Genomic DNA, 15,477 nt, shown 5'->3' with positions numbered 1-15,477 from the left:
GGAACGATTGAAAGAGCGGCGGAGAAAACGGTGGGAAAACCAGTGAAAAAGGCGGCACGACGGCCGCCCATCAACTGGCGGCGCGTAGCAATAAAACGACGCGCCGCCGTCGCTTCAGGCCGGCATGGGCCGCCCATCCTCTTCCCCCACCTCCTCTGCACGATGGCAGGATACCTGACGGCCGTCCACTTCGCGAAGAACAGGCACTTCCTTACGACACCGCTCGACTGCGTATGGACAACGTTGATGGAACGTGCAACCAGACGGCGGGTTGAGCGGCGAAGGCAATTCGCCCTCGAGCTTGATCTTCACGCGGCGGTCCGCTTCGAAGATCGCGGGCGTGGCCGAGAGCAGCGAGCGCGTGTACGGATGGCGCGGCCGCGAGATCACCGTGTCCTTGTCGCCCAGTTCCGCCACCCCGCCCAGATACATCACCATCACGTCGTCGGCGATGTGCTCGACCACGGCCAGGTTGTGCGAGATGAACACGTAGCTCGTGCGGAACTGCTCCTGCAAGTCCATGAACAGATTGAGAATCTGCGCCTGGATCGAGACGTCGAGCGCGGAAACCGGCTCGTCGGCCACGACGATCTGCGGGTCGAGAATCATGGCCCGCGCGATCGCCACCCGCTGGCGCTGGCCGCCCGAGAACATGTGCGGATAGCGCTTGGCGTGCTCGGGGCGCAGGCCGACGATGCGCATCATGTGCGCGATGCGGTCCGCGCGCTCGTTTGCCGTGAGGCGCGTGTTGATGGCGAGCGGCTCGCCTAGCGTCTGCTCCACGGTCTTGCGCGGATTGAGCGAGGCGAACGGATTCTGGAACACCATCTGCACGCGGCGGCGCAGCGCGGCGATCTTCGCGGCGTTTGCGTGCGCAACGTCCTCGCCGTCGATGGTCAGCTTGCCCGCGGTGGGCGGCTCGATCATCGTGAGCTGGCGCGCGAGCGTCGATTTGCCGCAGCCGGACTCGCCCACCACGGCGAGCGTGCGCCCGCGCGTGAGCGAGAACGACACGCCGTTGAGCGCCTTCACGGTGCCCGTGCCGAACATGCCGCGCTTGACGGTGTAATGCTTCTTGAGATCGTCGGCGACGAGAACCTTGTCGTCCTGATGGTCCTGACGAGCCGCGTGTTGCTGGACTGCGTTCATCGCGCGCCTCCACTGGATTGAGTCACCGCCGCGTTCAGCGGCTTGATGCAGCGCACTTGCGCATAGCCGCTTTCATCGGTCACCGCGTCGAGCGCGGGCCGCGCCTTCATGCAGTCATCCACCACATACTTGCAGCGCGGCGCGAACAGACAGCCGCTCGGCCGGTCGTCGCGGCCGGGCACCATGCCGGGCAGCGCGGCAAGCCGCATCGCCCCCTTGTTGTGTTCGGGAATCGCGGCGAGCAGCGCTTCCGTGTACGGATGATGCGGACGCGAAAAGATGTCCGGCACGCGGTTCGTTTCGATGATCTCGCCCGCGTACATCACGGCCACGCGTTGCGCGACTTCCGAAACCACGGCCAGATCGTGCGAGATCAGCACGAGCGCCATGCCGCGCTCCTTCTGCAGACGCACGAGCAGTTCCATGATCTGAGCCTGGATCGTCACGTCGAGCGCCGTGGTGGGCTCGTCGGCGATCAGCAGCTTCGGGTTGCAGGCCACGGCCATCGCGATCATCACGCGCTGGTTCATGCCGCCCGACATCTGGTGCGGGAAGTTGTCGATGCGGTTCTTCGCGTCGGGAATGCCGACCTGGTCGAGCAGTTCCAGCGCGCGCGCGTTGAGCGCGGAGCCGCGCAGCCCTTCGTGCAGCTTGAGCACTTCCTTGATCTGATAGCCGACGGTGTAGCTCGGGTTCAGGCTCGTGAGCGCGTCCTGGAACACCATGGCGATGTCCTTGCCGACGATGCGGCGGCGGTCCTTGCCGGTGGCGTTTAGCAGATCGCGGCCGTCGAAGGTGATCGAATCCGCGCTCACCTTGCCGGGGGCGTCGATGAGGCCCATCAGCGCCATCATCGTCACGCTCTTGCCCGAGCCCGATTCGCCGACGATGCCGAGCACTTCGCCAGGCGCGACCGACAGATTGACGCGGTCGACGGCGGGCAGGCCGTTGAAGTTCACCGCCAGATTACGGATGGTCAAAAGTTCGTTGTTCATGTCAGTCCTCGCCGGGCCGCCCCAAGAGGACTGACGCCCCCTCGGGGGGCAACGACCGAAGGGAGTGTGGGGGTCGTTTTCATGTCAGGCCATCCGCTTGAGCTTGGGATCGAGCGCGTCGCGCAGCCCGTCGCCGAGCAGGTTGATCGCGAGGACCGAAATGAGGATGGACAGACCCGGCATCGTGACGATCCACCATGCGCTGTCGATGTAGTCGCGCGCCGAGGCGAGCATCGCGCCCCACTCCGCACGCGGCGGCTGTACGCCGAGGCCGAGGAAGCCGAGCGCGGCGGCGTCGAGAATCGCCGAGGAAAAGCCGAGTGTCGCCTGCACGATGAGCGGAGCCGTACAGTTGGGCAGCACCTGCGAGAACATCAGGCGCAGCGTGCCGGCACCGGCCACGCGCGAAGCGGTCACGTACTCCTTGTGCAGTTCGCCGAGAGCCGAACCGCGCGTGAGACGCACGTAGCCGGGCAGCGCCACGATCGCGATCGCGAGCATGGTGTTCGTGAGACCCGGTCCGATGATCGCGACCACGGCCACCGCGAGCAGCAGCGAAGGCAGCGCGAGCAGCACGTCCATGAGACGCATGATCGGCGTGTCGGCCCACTTCTCGAAGAACGCGGCGACGAGCCCGAGCACGATGCCCGGAACCAGCGCGAGCACGACCGAGACGCAGCCGATCCACAGCGAAAGCCGCGCGCCGTACATGAGACGCGAGAGGATGTCGCGGCCCGCTTCGTCGGTGCCGAGGATGAACTTCCAGTTGCCGCCGTCGAGCCAGGCGGGCGGAATCTTCACGTAGTCGCGGTATTGCTCGATGGGGCTGTGCGGCGCGATCAGCGGCGCGAAGATCGCGATGACGATCAGCGCGAGCACGATCACGCCCGCGCCCACGGCGCCCCTGTTGCGCGAGAAGTTCGCCCAGAATTCGCGCAGCACGAGTGCGCGGCCCGAAGGCGGCGTAACGGCGCGAGGCACGGTGTTCTGAATGTCAGCCATCATGCCTCCTGGTGTTGAATGGTGTGTTGTGGGGTTCGCATTTTCATGGCTCGCTTACCTCGTATGTCGAATGCGCGGGTTGAGCACGCCGTACAGCAGATCGACGAACAGGTTCACGACGATCACGAGCGTCGCGATCATGAGAATGCCGCCTTGCACCACCGGGTAGTCGCGCCGGCTGATCGCGTCGATCAGCCATTTGCCGATGCCGGGCCAGGAAAATAGCGTTTCGGTAAGCACCGCGCCCGCGAGCAGCGTGCCGACCTGCAGGCCGATCACGGTCACCACGGGAATGAGCGCGTTGCGCAGCGCATGCACGACGATCACGCGCACGGGCGAAAGACCTTTGGCGCGCGCGGTGCGGATGTAGTCCTCGCGCAGCACTTCGAGCATGGACGAGCGCGTCATGCGCGCGACCACGGCGAGCGGAATCGTGCCGAGCACGATGGCCGGCAGGATCAGGTGGCTCAGCACCGACCTGAACGCGCCTTCGTCGGTGCCGGGCAGCAGCGAATCGATCAGCATGAAGCCGGTCACGTGCGGAATGTCGAATTCCACCGCGATGCGGCCGGACACCGGCGTCCAGCCGAGTTTCGACGAGAACACCATGATGAGGATGAGCCCCCACCAGAAGATCGGCATGGAGTAGCCGGTGAGCGCGGTGCCCATGACGCCGTGATCGACGGCAGTACCGCGCCGCAGCGCCGCGAACACGCCGGCGGGCAAGCCGATCACGAGCGCGAAAACGAGCGCGCAGATCGACAGCTCGACGGTGGCGGGAAAGCGCGCGAGAAACTCGCCCATCACGCTCGTGTTGGTGATGATCGAGGTGCCGAGATTGCCGTGCACGGCGTGCCAGACGTAGTGCACATACTGCATCGGCAGAGGCTCGTCGAGCCCCAGGCGGTGCATCGCCTCGGCGTGCATTTGCGGATCGACGCCGCGCTCGCCCATCATCACTTCGATGGGGTCGCCCGGAATCAGGTGGATGAGTGCGAACGCAAGGATGGTGATCCCGATGAACGTGGGTATGACCATGCCGATGCGGCGCAATACGAAGCGGAACATGTGGTGTTCCCCCAAAAGCTTGAAATGAAACGCAACCGGCGACAGGGGCTCGTGACCCCGGTCGCCGGACCATTTTCCGCCGGTCCTGGCTGATATGCGGACCGAGCGGAAAGTCTTACCCGATTATCCTTACTGCATGCCCACGCCGTCGAAGCGCGCGTAGCCAAGCGGCTCGATGCGCATGTCGGTCACCTTCTTGCTGACCGGCTGGTAGACGGTCGAGTGAGCGATCGGCGAGAACGGCAGTTGCTGCGCGAAGATCTGCTGCGCTTCCTGGTAGAACTTGGTGCGCTGCGCCACGTCCGAGGTCTGACGGCCCTTCTGGATCAGGTCGTCGAACGGCTTGTAGCACCACTTGCCGAAGTTGTTGCCGTTCACGGCTTCGCAGCCGAGCAGCGTGCCGAGCCAGTTGTCCGGGTCGCCGTTGTCGCCCGTCCAGCCGATCAGCATCGAATCGTCTTCGCCTGCGTGAGCGCGCTTGATGTACTCGCCCCACTCATACGTCACGATCTTCGCCTTCACGCCGATCTTCGCCCAGTCGGCCTGGATCATTTCGGCCATCAAGCGTGCGTTCGGGTTGTAGGCGCGCTGCACGGGCATGGCCCACAGCGTGATCTCGAAGCCGTTGCCCTGACCCGCCTTCGCGAGCAGCGCCTTGGCCTTTTCCGGATCGTACGAATTGGCCGGCAGGTTCTTGTAGTACGACCACTGCGTCGGCGGCATCGGGTTGGTTGCGAGCTGGCCCGCGCCCTGGTACACCGAGTCGATGATCGCCTTCTTGTTGATCGCCATGTCGAGCGCGTGGCGCACGTCCGCGTTATCGAGCGGCTTGTGCGTGACGTTGTACGACAGGTAGCCCAGGTTGAAACCCGGCTGCGACGGCATCGCGATGTTCGGCTCGGCCTTCAGCGGCGCGATGTCGGCGGGACGCGGATAGCTCATCACCTGGCATTCGTCGCGCTTGATCTTCTGCACGCGCACGCTGGCGTCCGGCGTGATCGAGAAGATCAGCTTCGAGAGCTTCACAGCGCCCGGCTTCCAGTAGTCGGGGTTGCCGTCGTAGCGGATCGTCGCGTCCTTCGTGTAGCTCTTGAAGATGAACGGACCCGTGCCGACCGGGAACTGGTTGATGTCGGCGGCCTTGCCGGCCTTCATCAGTTGATCCGCGTATTCAGCCGAGAGGATCGAGGCGAATTCCATCGCCATGTTCTGGATGAACGGCGCGTTCGGCTCGTTCAGCGTGAACTTGACCGTGTACGGGTCGACCTTTTCGACCTTGGCGATCAGCTTGTCGAGGCCCATGTCGGTGAAGTACGGGAACGACACCGGGTACGCCTTGCGGAACGCATTGTTCGGGTCGAGCATGCGGTCGAACGAGAACACGACGTCGTCCGCATTGAATTCGCGCGTGGGCTTGAAGAACGAGGTGGTCTGGAACTTCACGCCATGACGCAGATGGAACGTGTAGGTCTTGCCGTCCGGCGAAACGTCCCACGATTCTGCGAGACCCGGTTCGACCTTGGTGCCGCCGCGCTCGAACTCGACGAGGCGGTTGTAGACGGTGAACGTATTCGCGGTGAAGTCGGTGCCGGTCGTGTATTGGGCCGGGTCGAAGCCAGCGGGGCTGCCTTCCGAGCAGTAGACGAGCGTCTTGTTCGGAATGCTTTGCGCGGCGTGCGCGAGCGGGGCTCCAGCAATCGATGCCGCTGCGAGCGCCACGAGAGACGTCATTCGTGCAGCACGCAACAGTTTGTTTTCTTTCATGTTTCCTCCAGTTCAGTGCCGGCTTGCGCCAGCGTAGCGCGATCTTACACAGCAGGTGCCGCAGTCACAAGCAAGCCAAAAGTCCCGTCGCTTGTGGAAAACGCCGGGTTGACAGGCGTTGCGGTTGCAGCATGCTGCGGTGCAACGTAGCTTCACCCCCCTTTTTCTCTTGCCGATCAGGAACATAGCGCGCCGAAATGCCGCGCGCAGCCGGGGCGCGCAGCCTTGCTGATGCAAATCGCGCAATCGCGTCTCAATAAAAAACCGCGCGGCCCGGGAGTCCGGGAACCGCGCGGTTTGTTGCCGTTTGGCGGGTCGAGCGTGCGGGCCCTAGAAGCCCAGCCGCTCGCAAATGGCCTTGGTGGCCGGCGCCGCGTTGAGCGTGTAGAAGTGGATGCCCGGCACGCCCGCCTCGACGAGACGGCGGCACAGGTCGGTCACCACGTCGAGCCCGAATGCGCGGATCGACTCGCGATCGTCGCCGAAGCTTTCCAGACGCTTGGCGACCCAGCGCGGCACTTCGGCGCCGCACATCTCCGAAAAGCGCATGAGCTGCGAGTAGTTCGTGATCGGCATGATGCCGGGAACGATGGGAATATCCACGCCCAGTTTCTTCGCGTCGTCGACGAAGCGGAAATACGCGTCCGCGTTGAAGAAGTACTGCGTGATCGCCGAATTGGCGCCCGCTTTCACCTTTTGCGCGAACGCTTCGAGGTCGTGACGCGGCGAACGCGCCTGCGGGTGGTACTCGGGATACGCGGCCACTTCGATGTGGAACGCGTCGCCGGTTTCCTCGCGGATGAAGGCGACGAGTTCCGACGCGTAGCGCAGTTCGCCCACCGCGCCCATGCCCGAGGGCAAGTCGCCGCGCAGCGCCACGATGTGGCGGATGCCGTGCGAGCGGTACTCGCCGAGAATCGCGCGCAGGCTCTCTTTCGAGGAGCCGATGCACGAGAGATGCGGCGCCGCCTCGATGCCAGCCTTCGCGATGTCGACGACGGTGTCGAGCGTGCCCTGTTGCGTCGACCCGCCCGCGCCGAACGTCACCGAGAAAAACTTCGGCTTGAGCGTGGCAAGTTCCGCCCGCGTAGCGCGCAGCTTTTCCAGGCCGTCCGGCGTCTTCGGCGGGAAGAATTCGAATGAGAGTTCGATCGGTTTCATGTTGATGAGGCCAGTGAGGCCGGGCCGCGAACGTGGGCGGCCCGGCCCGCGTCAGCCGAGGCTGCGGTTGCCGAAAATCAGCGCCGACAGCAGCCACGACACGATGCTGTACAGGATCGAGCCGAAAAATGCCGACCAGAAGCCCGACACCTCGAAGCCCTTGAGGAGCGACGCCGCCAGCCAGAAGCACAGCGCGTTCACCACGAGGATGAAGAGGCCGAGCGTGAGGATGGTCACGGGCAGCGTGAGCACGATCAGCAGCGGGCGCAGCACGGCGTTGATGAGGCCGAGCACGATCGCGACGATGAGCGCGGTGCCGAAACTGCGAATATGGATCGACGGAACGAGCCAGGTGATGATCAGGAGCGCGAGCGCGTTGATCAGCCAGGTCAGCAGCACGGTCATAAGGACTCCTTTTGCGTCGTTGCTTTTGTATCGCCAGGTGCCGGCGGCGGATGCCGCCCGCAGTCCCCACGCGTTGCGCGCGCAGGGATTGGGGTCAGCATCCGCCTGACCGCTTAAAGCGGGCTTAAAACAGCGACCCGCTTTGTATCGCGTTGTATCGGCTTAATAGCGATAGTGGTTCGGCTTGAACGGACCGTTCTTGTCGACGCCGATGTACGAAGCCTGGTCGTCCGACAGCACGGTCAGGTTCGCGCCGATGCGCGCGAGGTGCAGGCGTGCAACCTTTTCGTCCAGGTGCTTCGGCAGCACGTACACCTTGTTCTCGTACTTCTTGCCCTGCGTGAACAGTTCGATCTGCGCGAGCGTCTGGTTCGTGAACGAGTTCGACATCACGAACGACGGGTGGCCCGTGGCGCAACCGAGGTTCACGAGGCGGCCTTCGGCCAGCAGGATCACGCGCTTGCCGTCCGGGAAAATGATGTGGTCGACCTGCGGCTTGATGTTTTCCCACTGGTACTGGCGCGTCGACGCAACGTCGATTTCCGAGTCGAAGTGGCCGATGTTGCAGACGATCGCGTTGTGGCGCATCGCCTTCAGGTGATCGTGGTTCAGCACGTGGTAGTTGCCCGTGGCCGTCACGAAGATGTCGGCCTTGTCGGCGGCGTATTCCATCGTCACGACGCGGTAGCCTTCCATCGCCGCCTGCAGCGCGCAGATCGGATCGATTTCCGTGACCCACACCGTGGCGCCGAGACCGCGCAGCGACTGCGCGCAGCCCTTGCCCACGTCGCCGTAACCGGCCACGACCGCGATCTTGCCCGCGATCATCACGTCGGTCGCGCGCTTGATGCCGTCCACGAGCGACTCGCGGCAGCCGTACAGGTTGTCGAACTTCGACTTCGTGACCGAGTCGTTGACGTTGATGGCCGGGAACGGCAGACGGCCTTCCTTCTCCATCTGGTACAGGCGGTGCACGCCGGTCGTGGTTTCTTCGGTCACGCCCTGGATGTGCGAAAGGCGCTTCGAGTACCACTGCGGATCGACGTCGAGGTGCGCGGCGATCGACTTGTAGAGCGCGACTTCCTCTTCGTTCGTCGGCTTGGCGATGACCGAGCGGTCCTTTTCAGCCTTCGAGCCGAGGATCAGCAGCAGCGTGGCGTCGCCGCCGTCGTCGAGGATCATGTTGGCGAACTCGCCGTTCGGCCATTCGAAGATGCGGTGCGAGAACTCCCAGTACTCGTCGAGCGATTCGCCCTTGAACGCGAACACCGGCACGCCGCCCTGCGCGATCGCGGCGGCGGCATGGTCCTGCGTCGAGAAGATGTTGCACGAGGCCCAGCGGACATCGGCGCCGAGCGCGGTGAGCGTCTCGATCAGCACGCCCGTCTGGATCGTCATGTGCAGCGAACCGGCGATGCGCGCGCCCTTGAGCGGCTGCTGCGCCTTGTACTCTTCGCGGGTTTGCACGAGGCCCGGCATTTCGGTCTCGGCGATATTGAGTTCCTTGCGGCCCCAGGCGGCAAGCGACATATCGGCGACGATGAAATCTTTGGCTTGATCTTGCGGAACTGCGGCGTTCATCACGCCCTCCTTTCTAAAAGTGACTAGAAATTAAAGACGTGAGCGCCGTTTCAGTGCGGTTGATTCAGTGGATTCAACCGGATTGAAGCACTTTCGAGCCTGGCGGGTTACAGAAAACCCGTCGCAACGCTCCTCGAAAGCGAGCCGAGATTGTAGCAAATCGGGATGGCGTCCGCGCGCGTGCGCATTGCCGATAAAAGCGGGCGCGAACGCGCCCGCAGGACTTTAAACCGGCAAGAAACTGAGCGCCGGCGCGAGCAGCACCATCACCACGCCCGCGATCATCATCGTGAGGCTCGCCACCACGCCTTCTTCGCTGCCCAGCTCGCGCGCCTTCGCCGTGCCCACGCCGTGCGCCGCCGCGCCGAAGAGCGCGCCGCGCGCGAGGCGCGTGCGCAGCGGCACGAGGCCCAGCACCAGTTCGCCGAACAGCATGCCGCACACGCCCGTGGCGATCACAAAGAGCGCGGTGAGGTCACGCGGCGCGTGGATCTTGTCCGACACCGCGAGCGCGAACGGCGTGGAGATAGAGCGCGTCATCAGGCTGCGCTGCAGATCGGGCGACAGGTGCAGGAGCTTGGCCAGCGCGAGCGAGCCGCCCACTGCCACGACGATGCCGACCGTCACGCCCACGGTGAGCGAGATCCAGTGGCGTTTGAGCAGGTCGCGGTACTCGTAGATCGGCACCGCGAAGGCCACGGTGGCCGGCCCGAGCAGCCACATGAGCCAGCGCGTGTCCTGGAAGTACACGGGGTACGGAATATGGAGCACCAGCACGAACACGCCGAGCACGGCGGGCACCGCAACGAGTGGCGTGAGCCAGGGCGAGCGAAAGCGCGCATAGAGCGCCTTCGAGGCGAAATAGAGCGCAACGGTGAGGATGAAGCAGCCGGCGGCGATGAGCCGCGCCGCGTCGTCGGCGAACAGGGACGAATAAAACGTGTTCATGACGGAATCATCCTCACTCTATTCAGGACGTTGCAGCCTCAAGCCCGCGCCAGATGGCGCGAGTGCCGCGAATCGCGCACGCGGCGCAGCGCGAGGCGCCGCTCGAGCTTCGCGGCCTGTTCGACCGCAAACGCCACGGCCACCATCACCATCAGCGTGCCGCCGACCACGACGAGCGCGAGTCGCCAGCCATCGGCGCGAAAGAGGCCGCCATACTTCACGGCTGCGACGGCAGCCGGAATGAAGAACAGCAGCATGTCGGAAAGCAGCCAGTCGGCGCCCGCCTTGACCCAGCGCGGCGTGACGCCGCCGCAAAAGAGCAGTGCGAGCAGCAGCACGAGGCCCACCACGCCACCCGGCACCGGCAGGTGCGTGAAGCGCGTGAGGGCGTCGGCGGCGTACCAGACGCCTGCGAGCAGCGCCGATTGCACGGTAATGCGGCCGATACGGCGCCCGAAGCTCGCCATGCCGCCCGCTTTACGCTCGGCGTTTTCGGAGACTTTCGCGGTCGCGTTGGAGGTAGTCATGGCAAACCCTAAGTGACACTGGAATGGAAGTCAGTATAGGGTGCAGCGCAGCATAAACATAATGACTTAAGATCATCTGCTACATTCCATATTGGAATGCACCAACTCTGCACCCGGCTGAGCGTGCTTCCTGCACATTTATGGAGTCCCGATCGTGGAACTGCGCGCGCTTCGCTATTTCATCGAGGTGGTGCGGCAACAGAGCTTCACCGCCGCGGCCGAAAAACTGCATGTCACCCAGCCGACCATCAGCAAGATGGTGAAGGCGCTCGAAGACGAGACCGGCACCCAGCTCCTGCTGCGCGACGCGCGCCAGATGGTGCTCACCGACGCCGGGCGCATCGTCTACCAGCGCGGCCAAAACGTGCTCGCCGCGCAGGCGCAGCTCCAGGCCGAACTCGCCGATCTCGGCACCCTCGGGCGCGGCGAACTCACCATCGGCATCCCGCCGATGGGCGGCTCGCTCTTCACGCCCGCCATCGCCACGTTTCGCCAGCGCTATCCGAAGATCGAGCTGAAGCTTTTCGAGCAGGGGTCGCGTGCCATCGAAGCCGCGCTGATCTCAGGCGAGCTGGAACTGGGCGGCGTGCTGCTGCCCGTCGATCCCGCACTGATCGACGTCCTGCCGATCTCGCACGAGGTGCTGTGGCTCGTCGCGCGGCGCGGCTCGCGCTGGGACAACAAGCTCGCCGTGCCGCTCGCGGAGCTGGCCGGCGAGCCGTTCGTGTTCTACGGCGAAAGCCTCGCGCTCAACGACGTCGTGCTGAACGCGTGCCGCACGGCCGGCTTCGTGCCGCAGGTGGTGGGACGCAGCGGCCACTGGGACCTGATGGCCGCACTCGTGCTCGCGGGCGTGGGCATTGCGCTGCTGCCCGCGCCGTACGTGCGCCGGCTCGACGCCGAGCGCTTCACCTGCCTGCCCGTGAGCGAGCCGCAGATCACCTGGGACATGGCGATCGGCTGGAAACGCAGCGGCTATCTCTCGCACGCGGCGCGCGCGTGGCTCGACGTCGCGCGCTCGGAGTATGGCAAGCCCTTCACGTTTCTCGACGACTTCGTCCATCCGCCGGGGATGGAAAAGCAGCCGGGCAAGCCTGGCTGAAGCCTGCGACGAGCGAAGGCGAACCCTCAGGCGTCGACGTGCTGAAGCGCCGTATCGCGCTCGCATCTCGTTTGTGCGATGAAGTCGGCCGCCCGCTCGCCGATCATCACGCAAGGCGCATTCGTGTTGCCGCCGATGAGTGTCGGCATGACCGAGGCATCGGCGATGCGCAGCCCCGTCACGCCGCGCACGCGCAACTGCGGATCGACGACGGAACGCGCGTCGCCGCCCATGCGGCAGGTCGCGACGGGGTGATAGATCGTGTCGGCATGGCGGGCGATCGTCTCGCGCAAGTGCGCGTCGCTCTGCTCGCCATGCGTGTAGAGTTCGCGGCCGCCCAGCTGCGCGAGCGCGGGCGCGTCGAGTATGCGCCGCGCGAGCCGTGCGCCCTGCACGAGCGCGTCGAGGTCGCGCGGATCGCAGAGAAAGCGCGGGTCGATCGTGGGCGCCACGCGCGCGTCGGCGCTCGCGAGCGTGACCGTGCCGCGGCTCGCCGGGCGCAGCACGCACACGTGCAGCGAATAGCCGTGGCCCCAATGCAGGCGGCGGCTGTGATCGTCGACGAGTGCCGTGCAGAAGTGCAGCTGCAGGTCGGGCCGGTCGAGTTCCGGGCGGCTCTTCAGAAAGCCGCCCGCCTCCGCCACGTTGGTCGTGAGCATGCCGCGCCGCCCCTGCAGATAGCGCACGAAGCCCGCCGTCATGCGCGCCGCGCCGCGCAGCGAGTAGCCCACGGTGTCGCTCGAACGCACGCGCTTGTTGAAGGTGAAATCGATATGGTCGATCAGGTTGCGGCCGACCTCGGGCGCGTCGTGGCGCACCGCAATGCCGAGCGCGCGCAGTTCGTCGGCGGGGCCGATGCCCGAGCACATCAGCAACTGCGGCGAGTTGAACGCGCCCGCCGCGAGGATCACCTCGGCACGCGCCCGCAGGGTCTCGATTGCACCGCCGCGCGCAAGCTCCACGCCGCTCGCGCGCGCGCCGTCGAAGCGCACGCGCAGGACCGTCGCATCGGCGATCAGATGCAGGTTCGGCCGCTCGCGCCCATACAGATACGCGCGCGCCACCGTGCAGCGTTCGCCGCCGCGCTGCGTCACCTGATAGAAGCCGACGCCCTCCTGTTCCTCGCCGTTGAAGTCGTCGTTCATACGAAAGCCCGCCTCGCGCGCGGCCTCGACGAAGCGCGCGGCCACCGGATTGCGCTCGCGCAGGTCGGCCACGCACAGCGGGCCGCCCGCGCCGTGCCAGGCGCTCGCGCCGCGCTCGTTGTCCTCGGCGCGCAGAAAGTACGGCAGCACGTCGCGCCACGCCCAGCCCGTGCAGCCGAGCTGCGCCCATTCGTCGTAATCGAGCGGATGGCCGCGCGTGTAGATCATCGCGTTGATGGTGCTCGACCCGCCGAAGCCGCGGCCGCGTGGCTGGTAACCGCGCCGTCCGGCGAGTCCCGGCTGCGGCACGGTTTCATAGGCGTAGTTGTTTTTAGTGCGAAACGGGACGAGCGCGGCGACGCCGAGCGGCATGTTGACGAACGGGTTGCGCGCCGTATGCGGCCCGGCTTCGACGAGCGCGATGCTCGCCTGCGGGCAACGGTCGGCCAGCCGGCCCGCCAGCGACGCGCCACCCGAGCCGCCGCCTACGATGATGTAGTCGTATTGCATCGTCTCCGTCTCCTGCCCCATGCCTGCCTCTTGCGAGGCCCGGCGCGCTAATTGCACGCTCGTTCGTTTTCGGCTTCAATGGCGCATTGTAGGAAGCGTCTGATTCGGAGGTCAGCTTTTATGTCAGAGCATCTCCTCTAAACCTGACAGCGGATCGACGCCTATGATGGAAGGCGGTTCAGCCGCCAGAGCTGAAACCCGCGAGATTCCAGCAAGCGGCAAAGGGAGGGCTGGAGCGCACAAGAATCACACACCTCACGGACGCTTCCCATGGAGCGGCCGCTGCGCACGCCTCCCCGTCACGAGAGCGAATACAACACGAACGGCCGCGCGTGAAGCACGCCGCACGCAGCAGCCTTGCATCGGAGACAGGCAGATGAACCCGACGGAAGTCACGCATCGCCCCGACACGACCCACGAAGTGACGAACCAGGCGCCGCCGCTCGCCGACTACAACCTCTTCACCACCGACGCAGCACTCGGCGAGGCCCTCGCGCGCGCTGGCGCGAACTGGCACCGCGAAACGCTAGCGCGCCATGGCGAGACGCTCGGCAAGGCGCAAACGCTCGCGCTCGCGGATCTCGCCAATCGCCATGAGCCCGAACTGCACACGCATAGCCCGCGCGGCGAGCGTATCGACGCGATCGAATTCCACCCCGCCTGGCACGAGCTGCTCACGCTGCTGCGCGAGCAGGGATTGCACGCGCTGCCCTATTCGGACCCGCAGCCTGGCGCGATGGCCGCGCGCTGCGCAGGCTACTTCCTGCACGCGCAGCTCGAATCGGGGTCGTTGTGCCCGCTGACCATGACGTTCGCGAGCATCGCCGTGCTGCAGCGCGAACCGGCGCTGTTCGAAACGCTGCGCGCGCCGCTCTACACGCGCGAGCACGACGCGCGCGACCTGCCGCTCGCGCAGAAGCGTTCGATGATGATCGGCATGGGCATGACGGAGAAGCAAGGCGGCTCGGACGTGCGCAGCAACCGCACCGAGGCGCGCCCCGCGGGCATCGAAGCCGGCCGCGGCGCGGCGTATCTGCTCACCGGCCACAAGTGGTTTTTCTCGGCGCCGCAGTGCGACGCGCATCTCGTGCTCGCGCGCACCACGGAGCACGACGGACTTTCCTGCTTCTTCGTGCCGCGCTACCGGCCGGACGGCACGAAAAACGCGGTCGATGTGCAGCGCCTGAAGAACAAGCTCGGCAACCGCTCGAACGCGAGCAGCGAAGTGGAGTTCTGCGATGCGTACGGCGTGATGATCGGCGACGAAGGCCGCGGCGTGCCGACCATCATCGAGATGGCGAACTACACGCGGCTCGACTGCGTGATCGGCAGCGCGGCGCTCATGCGCGCGGCGCTCGTGCAGGCGATCCACCACGCGCGCCACCGCAGCGCGTTCGGCCGCGTGCTCGCCGAGCAGCCGCTCATGCAAAACGTGCTCGCCGATCTCGCGCTCGAATCGGAAGCGGCGACGGCGCTCTTCATGCGGCTTGCGCGCGCCTTCGAAGACAGCGCCGAAGCGAAACCCGGCGATACCGACGACACGTTGCTCGAAGCACGCGCCTGGCGGCGCATCGTCACGCCGGCGGCGAAGTTCTGGGTCTGCAAGCGCGCGCTCGCGTTCACGGGCGAGGCCATGGAAGTCTGGGGCGGCAACGGTTACGTCGAGGAAGGGCCGATGGCGCGCTTCTATCGCGAAGCGCCCGTCAATTCGATCTGGGAAGGCTCGGGCAACGTGATGTGCCTCGACGTGCTGCGCGCGCTGGAGCGCGAGGCCGACGCCGCCCAGGTGCTCTTTCTCGCGTGGCGGCGCGACGCGCAGACTCACCCGGTCCTGAACGCCGCGCTCGACCGCCTCTCGGTGCTGCTCAATGGCGCGCCGGGCACGCGCGAGGCGAGCGCGCGGCGCATCGCACAGCAGATCGTGCTGATCGCGCAGGCCATGCTGCTGCGCGACGGTCCGCCGGAGATCGCCGAAGCGTTCATCGCCACGCGCCTCGACGAGCACGACGCCGACTGCGACCGCGTATTCGGCACGCTGCCCGCGCGCTTCGATCACGCCGCGATCATCGAGCGGGCGTTTCCGTCGCGCCCGGTGTGACCCTCAGCGCCTCAGATAATAC

Annotated in this window: 13 protein-coding genes and 1 riboswitch; of the genes, 2 read left to right on the top strand and 11 right to left on the bottom strand. The window is 65.7% G+C overall.

Annotated features, from left to right (window positions below; genetic code table 11):
* Positions 1 to 114: 114 nt before the first annotated feature.
* The 10 genes from AB3X98_RS27715 to AB3X98_RS27670 form a co-directional block, all read right to left on the bottom strand.
* Positions 115 to 1,149 carry a peptide ABC transporter ATP-binding protein gene (locus AB3X98_RS27715; protein ID WP_069264281.1) on the bottom strand — a complete coding sequence of 345 codons (1,035 nt, stop codon included), beginning with the start codon at positions 1,147 to 1,149 and terminating at the stop codon, positions 115 to 117.
* A complete protein-coding gene (locus AB3X98_RS27710) occupies positions 1,146 to 2,144 on the bottom strand; it encodes an ABC transporter ATP-binding protein (RefSeq protein WP_368606133.1) in 999 nt (332 codons plus the stop codon). The genes AB3X98_RS27715 and AB3X98_RS27710 overlap by 4 nt, the downstream gene beginning before the upstream one ends.
* Positions 2,145 to 2,228: 84 nt before the next feature.
* Positions 2,229 to 3,146, bottom strand: a complete 918-nt coding sequence (locus tag AB3X98_RS27705) for an ABC transporter permease subunit (RefSeq protein WP_069264285.1) — start codon at positions 3,144 to 3,146, stop codon at positions 2,229 to 2,231.
* A gap of 54 nt (positions 3,147 to 3,200) precedes the next feature.
* On the bottom strand, positions 3,201 to 4,214 hold the full coding sequence (locus tag AB3X98_RS27700; protein ID WP_069264287.1) for an ABC transporter permease subunit: 1,014 nt from the start codon (positions 4,212 to 4,214) through the stop codon (positions 3,201 to 3,203).
* A gap of 129 nt (positions 4,215 to 4,343) precedes the next feature.
* A complete protein-coding gene (locus AB3X98_RS27695) occupies positions 4,344 to 5,978 on the bottom strand; it encodes an ABC transporter substrate-binding protein (protein WP_368606134.1) in 1,635 nt (544 codons plus the stop codon).
* A 330-nt stretch (positions 5,979 to 6,308) separates the two neighbouring features.
* Positions 6,309 to 7,139: a methylenetetrahydrofolate reductase [NAD(P)H] gene (gene metF, locus AB3X98_RS27690; RefSeq protein WP_069264291.1), complete on the bottom strand. Its 831-nt coding sequence runs from the start codon at positions 7,137 to 7,139 to the stop codon at positions 6,309 to 6,311.
* A 51-nt stretch (positions 7,140 to 7,190) separates the two neighbouring features.
* Entirely contained in the window at positions 7,191 to 7,544 is a 354-nt protein-coding gene (locus AB3X98_RS27685; RefSeq protein ID WP_028203399.1) for a phage holin family protein, read from the bottom strand.
* A 162-nt stretch (positions 7,545 to 7,706) separates the two neighbouring features.
* Positions 7,707 to 9,125 (bottom strand): adenosylhomocysteinase, encoded by a 1,419-nt coding sequence (gene ahcY, locus AB3X98_RS27680; protein ID WP_069264292.1) that lies wholly within the window; start codon positions 9,123 to 9,125, stop codon positions 7,707 to 7,709.
* Positions 9,126 to 9,158: 33 nt separating this feature from the next.
* Positions 9,159 to 9,266: riboswitch (S-adenosyl-L-homocysteine riboswitch) on the bottom strand.
* Positions 9,267 to 9,350: 84 nt separating this feature from the next.
* Positions 9,351 to 10,073: an LrgB family protein gene (locus tag AB3X98_RS27675; protein WP_368606135.1), complete on the bottom strand. Its 723-nt coding sequence runs from the start codon at positions 10,071 to 10,073 to the stop codon at positions 9,351 to 9,353.
* 38 nt (positions 10,074 to 10,111) lie between these two features.
* Positions 10,112 to 10,540, bottom strand: coding sequence for a CidA/LrgA family protein (locus tag AB3X98_RS27670; protein WP_035512721.1), 429 nt, complete (start codon positions 10,538 to 10,540; stop codon positions 10,112 to 10,114).
* A 214-nt stretch (positions 10,541 to 10,754) separates the two neighbouring features.
* Between AB3X98_RS27670 and AB3X98_RS27665 the strand changes: the two genes are divergently transcribed.
* Positions 10,755 to 11,702: a LysR substrate-binding domain-containing protein gene (locus AB3X98_RS27665; RefSeq protein WP_368606136.1), complete on the top strand. Its 948-nt coding sequence runs from the start codon at positions 10,755 to 10,757 to the stop codon at positions 11,700 to 11,702.
* Between the two features lie 26 nt (positions 11,703 to 11,728).
* On the opposite strand, the gene AB3X98_RS27660 is transcribed toward AB3X98_RS27665, so the two are convergent.
* On the bottom strand, positions 11,729 to 13,357 hold the full coding sequence (locus AB3X98_RS27660; RefSeq protein ID WP_368606137.1) for a GMC family oxidoreductase: 1,629 nt from the start codon (positions 13,355 to 13,357) through the stop codon (positions 11,729 to 11,731).
* Positions 13,358 to 13,733: 376 nt separating this feature from the next.
* Between AB3X98_RS27660 and AB3X98_RS27655 the strand changes: the two genes are divergently transcribed.
* The gene (locus AB3X98_RS27655; protein WP_368606138.1) at positions 13,734 to 15,455 is read left to right on the top strand and encodes an isovaleryl-CoA dehydrogenase; all 1,722 of its coding nucleotides are present in this window, start codon (positions 13,734 to 13,736) and stop codon (positions 15,453 to 15,455) included.
* The last annotated feature ends 22 nt before the right edge of the window (positions 15,456 to 15,477 follow it).

This window comes from Paraburkholderia sp. BR14312 (assembly GCF_040948675.1).
GTDB lineage: Bacteria > Pseudomonadota > Gammaproteobacteria > Burkholderiales > Burkholderiaceae > Paraburkholderia > Paraburkholderia nodosa_A.
Note: the sequence above shows the minus strand (reverse complement) of the source record. Positions and strands in the feature narration are given on the sequence as shown.

What these genes read in the sequence shown, in the direction of transcription:
- AB3X98_RS27695 (WP_368606134.1), bottom strand. Translation starts at nt 5,978, where the DNA reads ATGAAAGAAAACAAACTGTTGCGTGCTGCACGAATGACGTCTCTCGTG.
- AB3X98_RS27670 (WP_035512721.1), bottom strand. Translation starts at nt 10,540, where the DNA reads ATGGCGAGCTTCGGGCGCCGTATCGGCCGCATTACCGTGCAATCGGCG.
- ahcY (WP_069264292.1), bottom strand. Translation starts at nt 9,125, where the DNA reads ATGAACGCCGCAGTTCCGCAAGATCAAGCCAAAGATTTCATCGTCGCC.
- AB3X98_RS27715 (WP_069264281.1), bottom strand. Translation starts at nt 1,149, where the DNA reads ATGAACGCAGTCCAGCAACACGCGGCTCGTCAGGACCATCAGGACGAC.
- AB3X98_RS27710 (WP_368606133.1), bottom strand. Translation starts at nt 2,144, where the DNA reads ATGAACAACGAACTTTTGACCATCCGTAATCTGGCGGTGAACTTCAAC.
- AB3X98_RS27660 (WP_368606137.1), bottom strand. Translation starts at nt 13,357, where the DNA reads ATGCAATACGACTACATCATCGTAGGCGGCGGCTCGGGTGGCGCGTCG.
- AB3X98_RS27685 (WP_028203399.1), bottom strand. Translation starts at nt 7,544, where the DNA reads ATGACCGTGCTGCTGACCTGGCTGATCAACGCGCTCGCGCTCCTGATC.
- AB3X98_RS27705 (WP_069264285.1), bottom strand. Translation starts at nt 3,146, where the DNA reads ATGGCTGACATTCAGAACACCGTGCCTCGCGCCGTTACGCCGCCTTCG.
- AB3X98_RS27655 (WP_368606138.1), top strand. Translation starts at nt 13,734, where the DNA reads ATGAACCCGACGGAAGTCACGCATCGCCCCGACACGACCCACGAAGTG.
- AB3X98_RS27675 (WP_368606135.1), bottom strand. Translation starts at nt 10,073, where the DNA reads ATGAACACGTTTTATTCGTCCCTGTTCGCCGACGACGCGGCGCGGCTC.
- metF (WP_069264291.1), bottom strand. Translation starts at nt 7,139, where the DNA reads ATGAAACCGATCGAACTCTCATTCGAATTCTTCCCGCCGAAGACGCCG.
- AB3X98_RS27700 (WP_069264287.1), bottom strand. Translation starts at nt 4,214, where the DNA reads ATGTTCCGCTTCGTATTGCGCCGCATCGGCATGGTCATACCCACGTTC.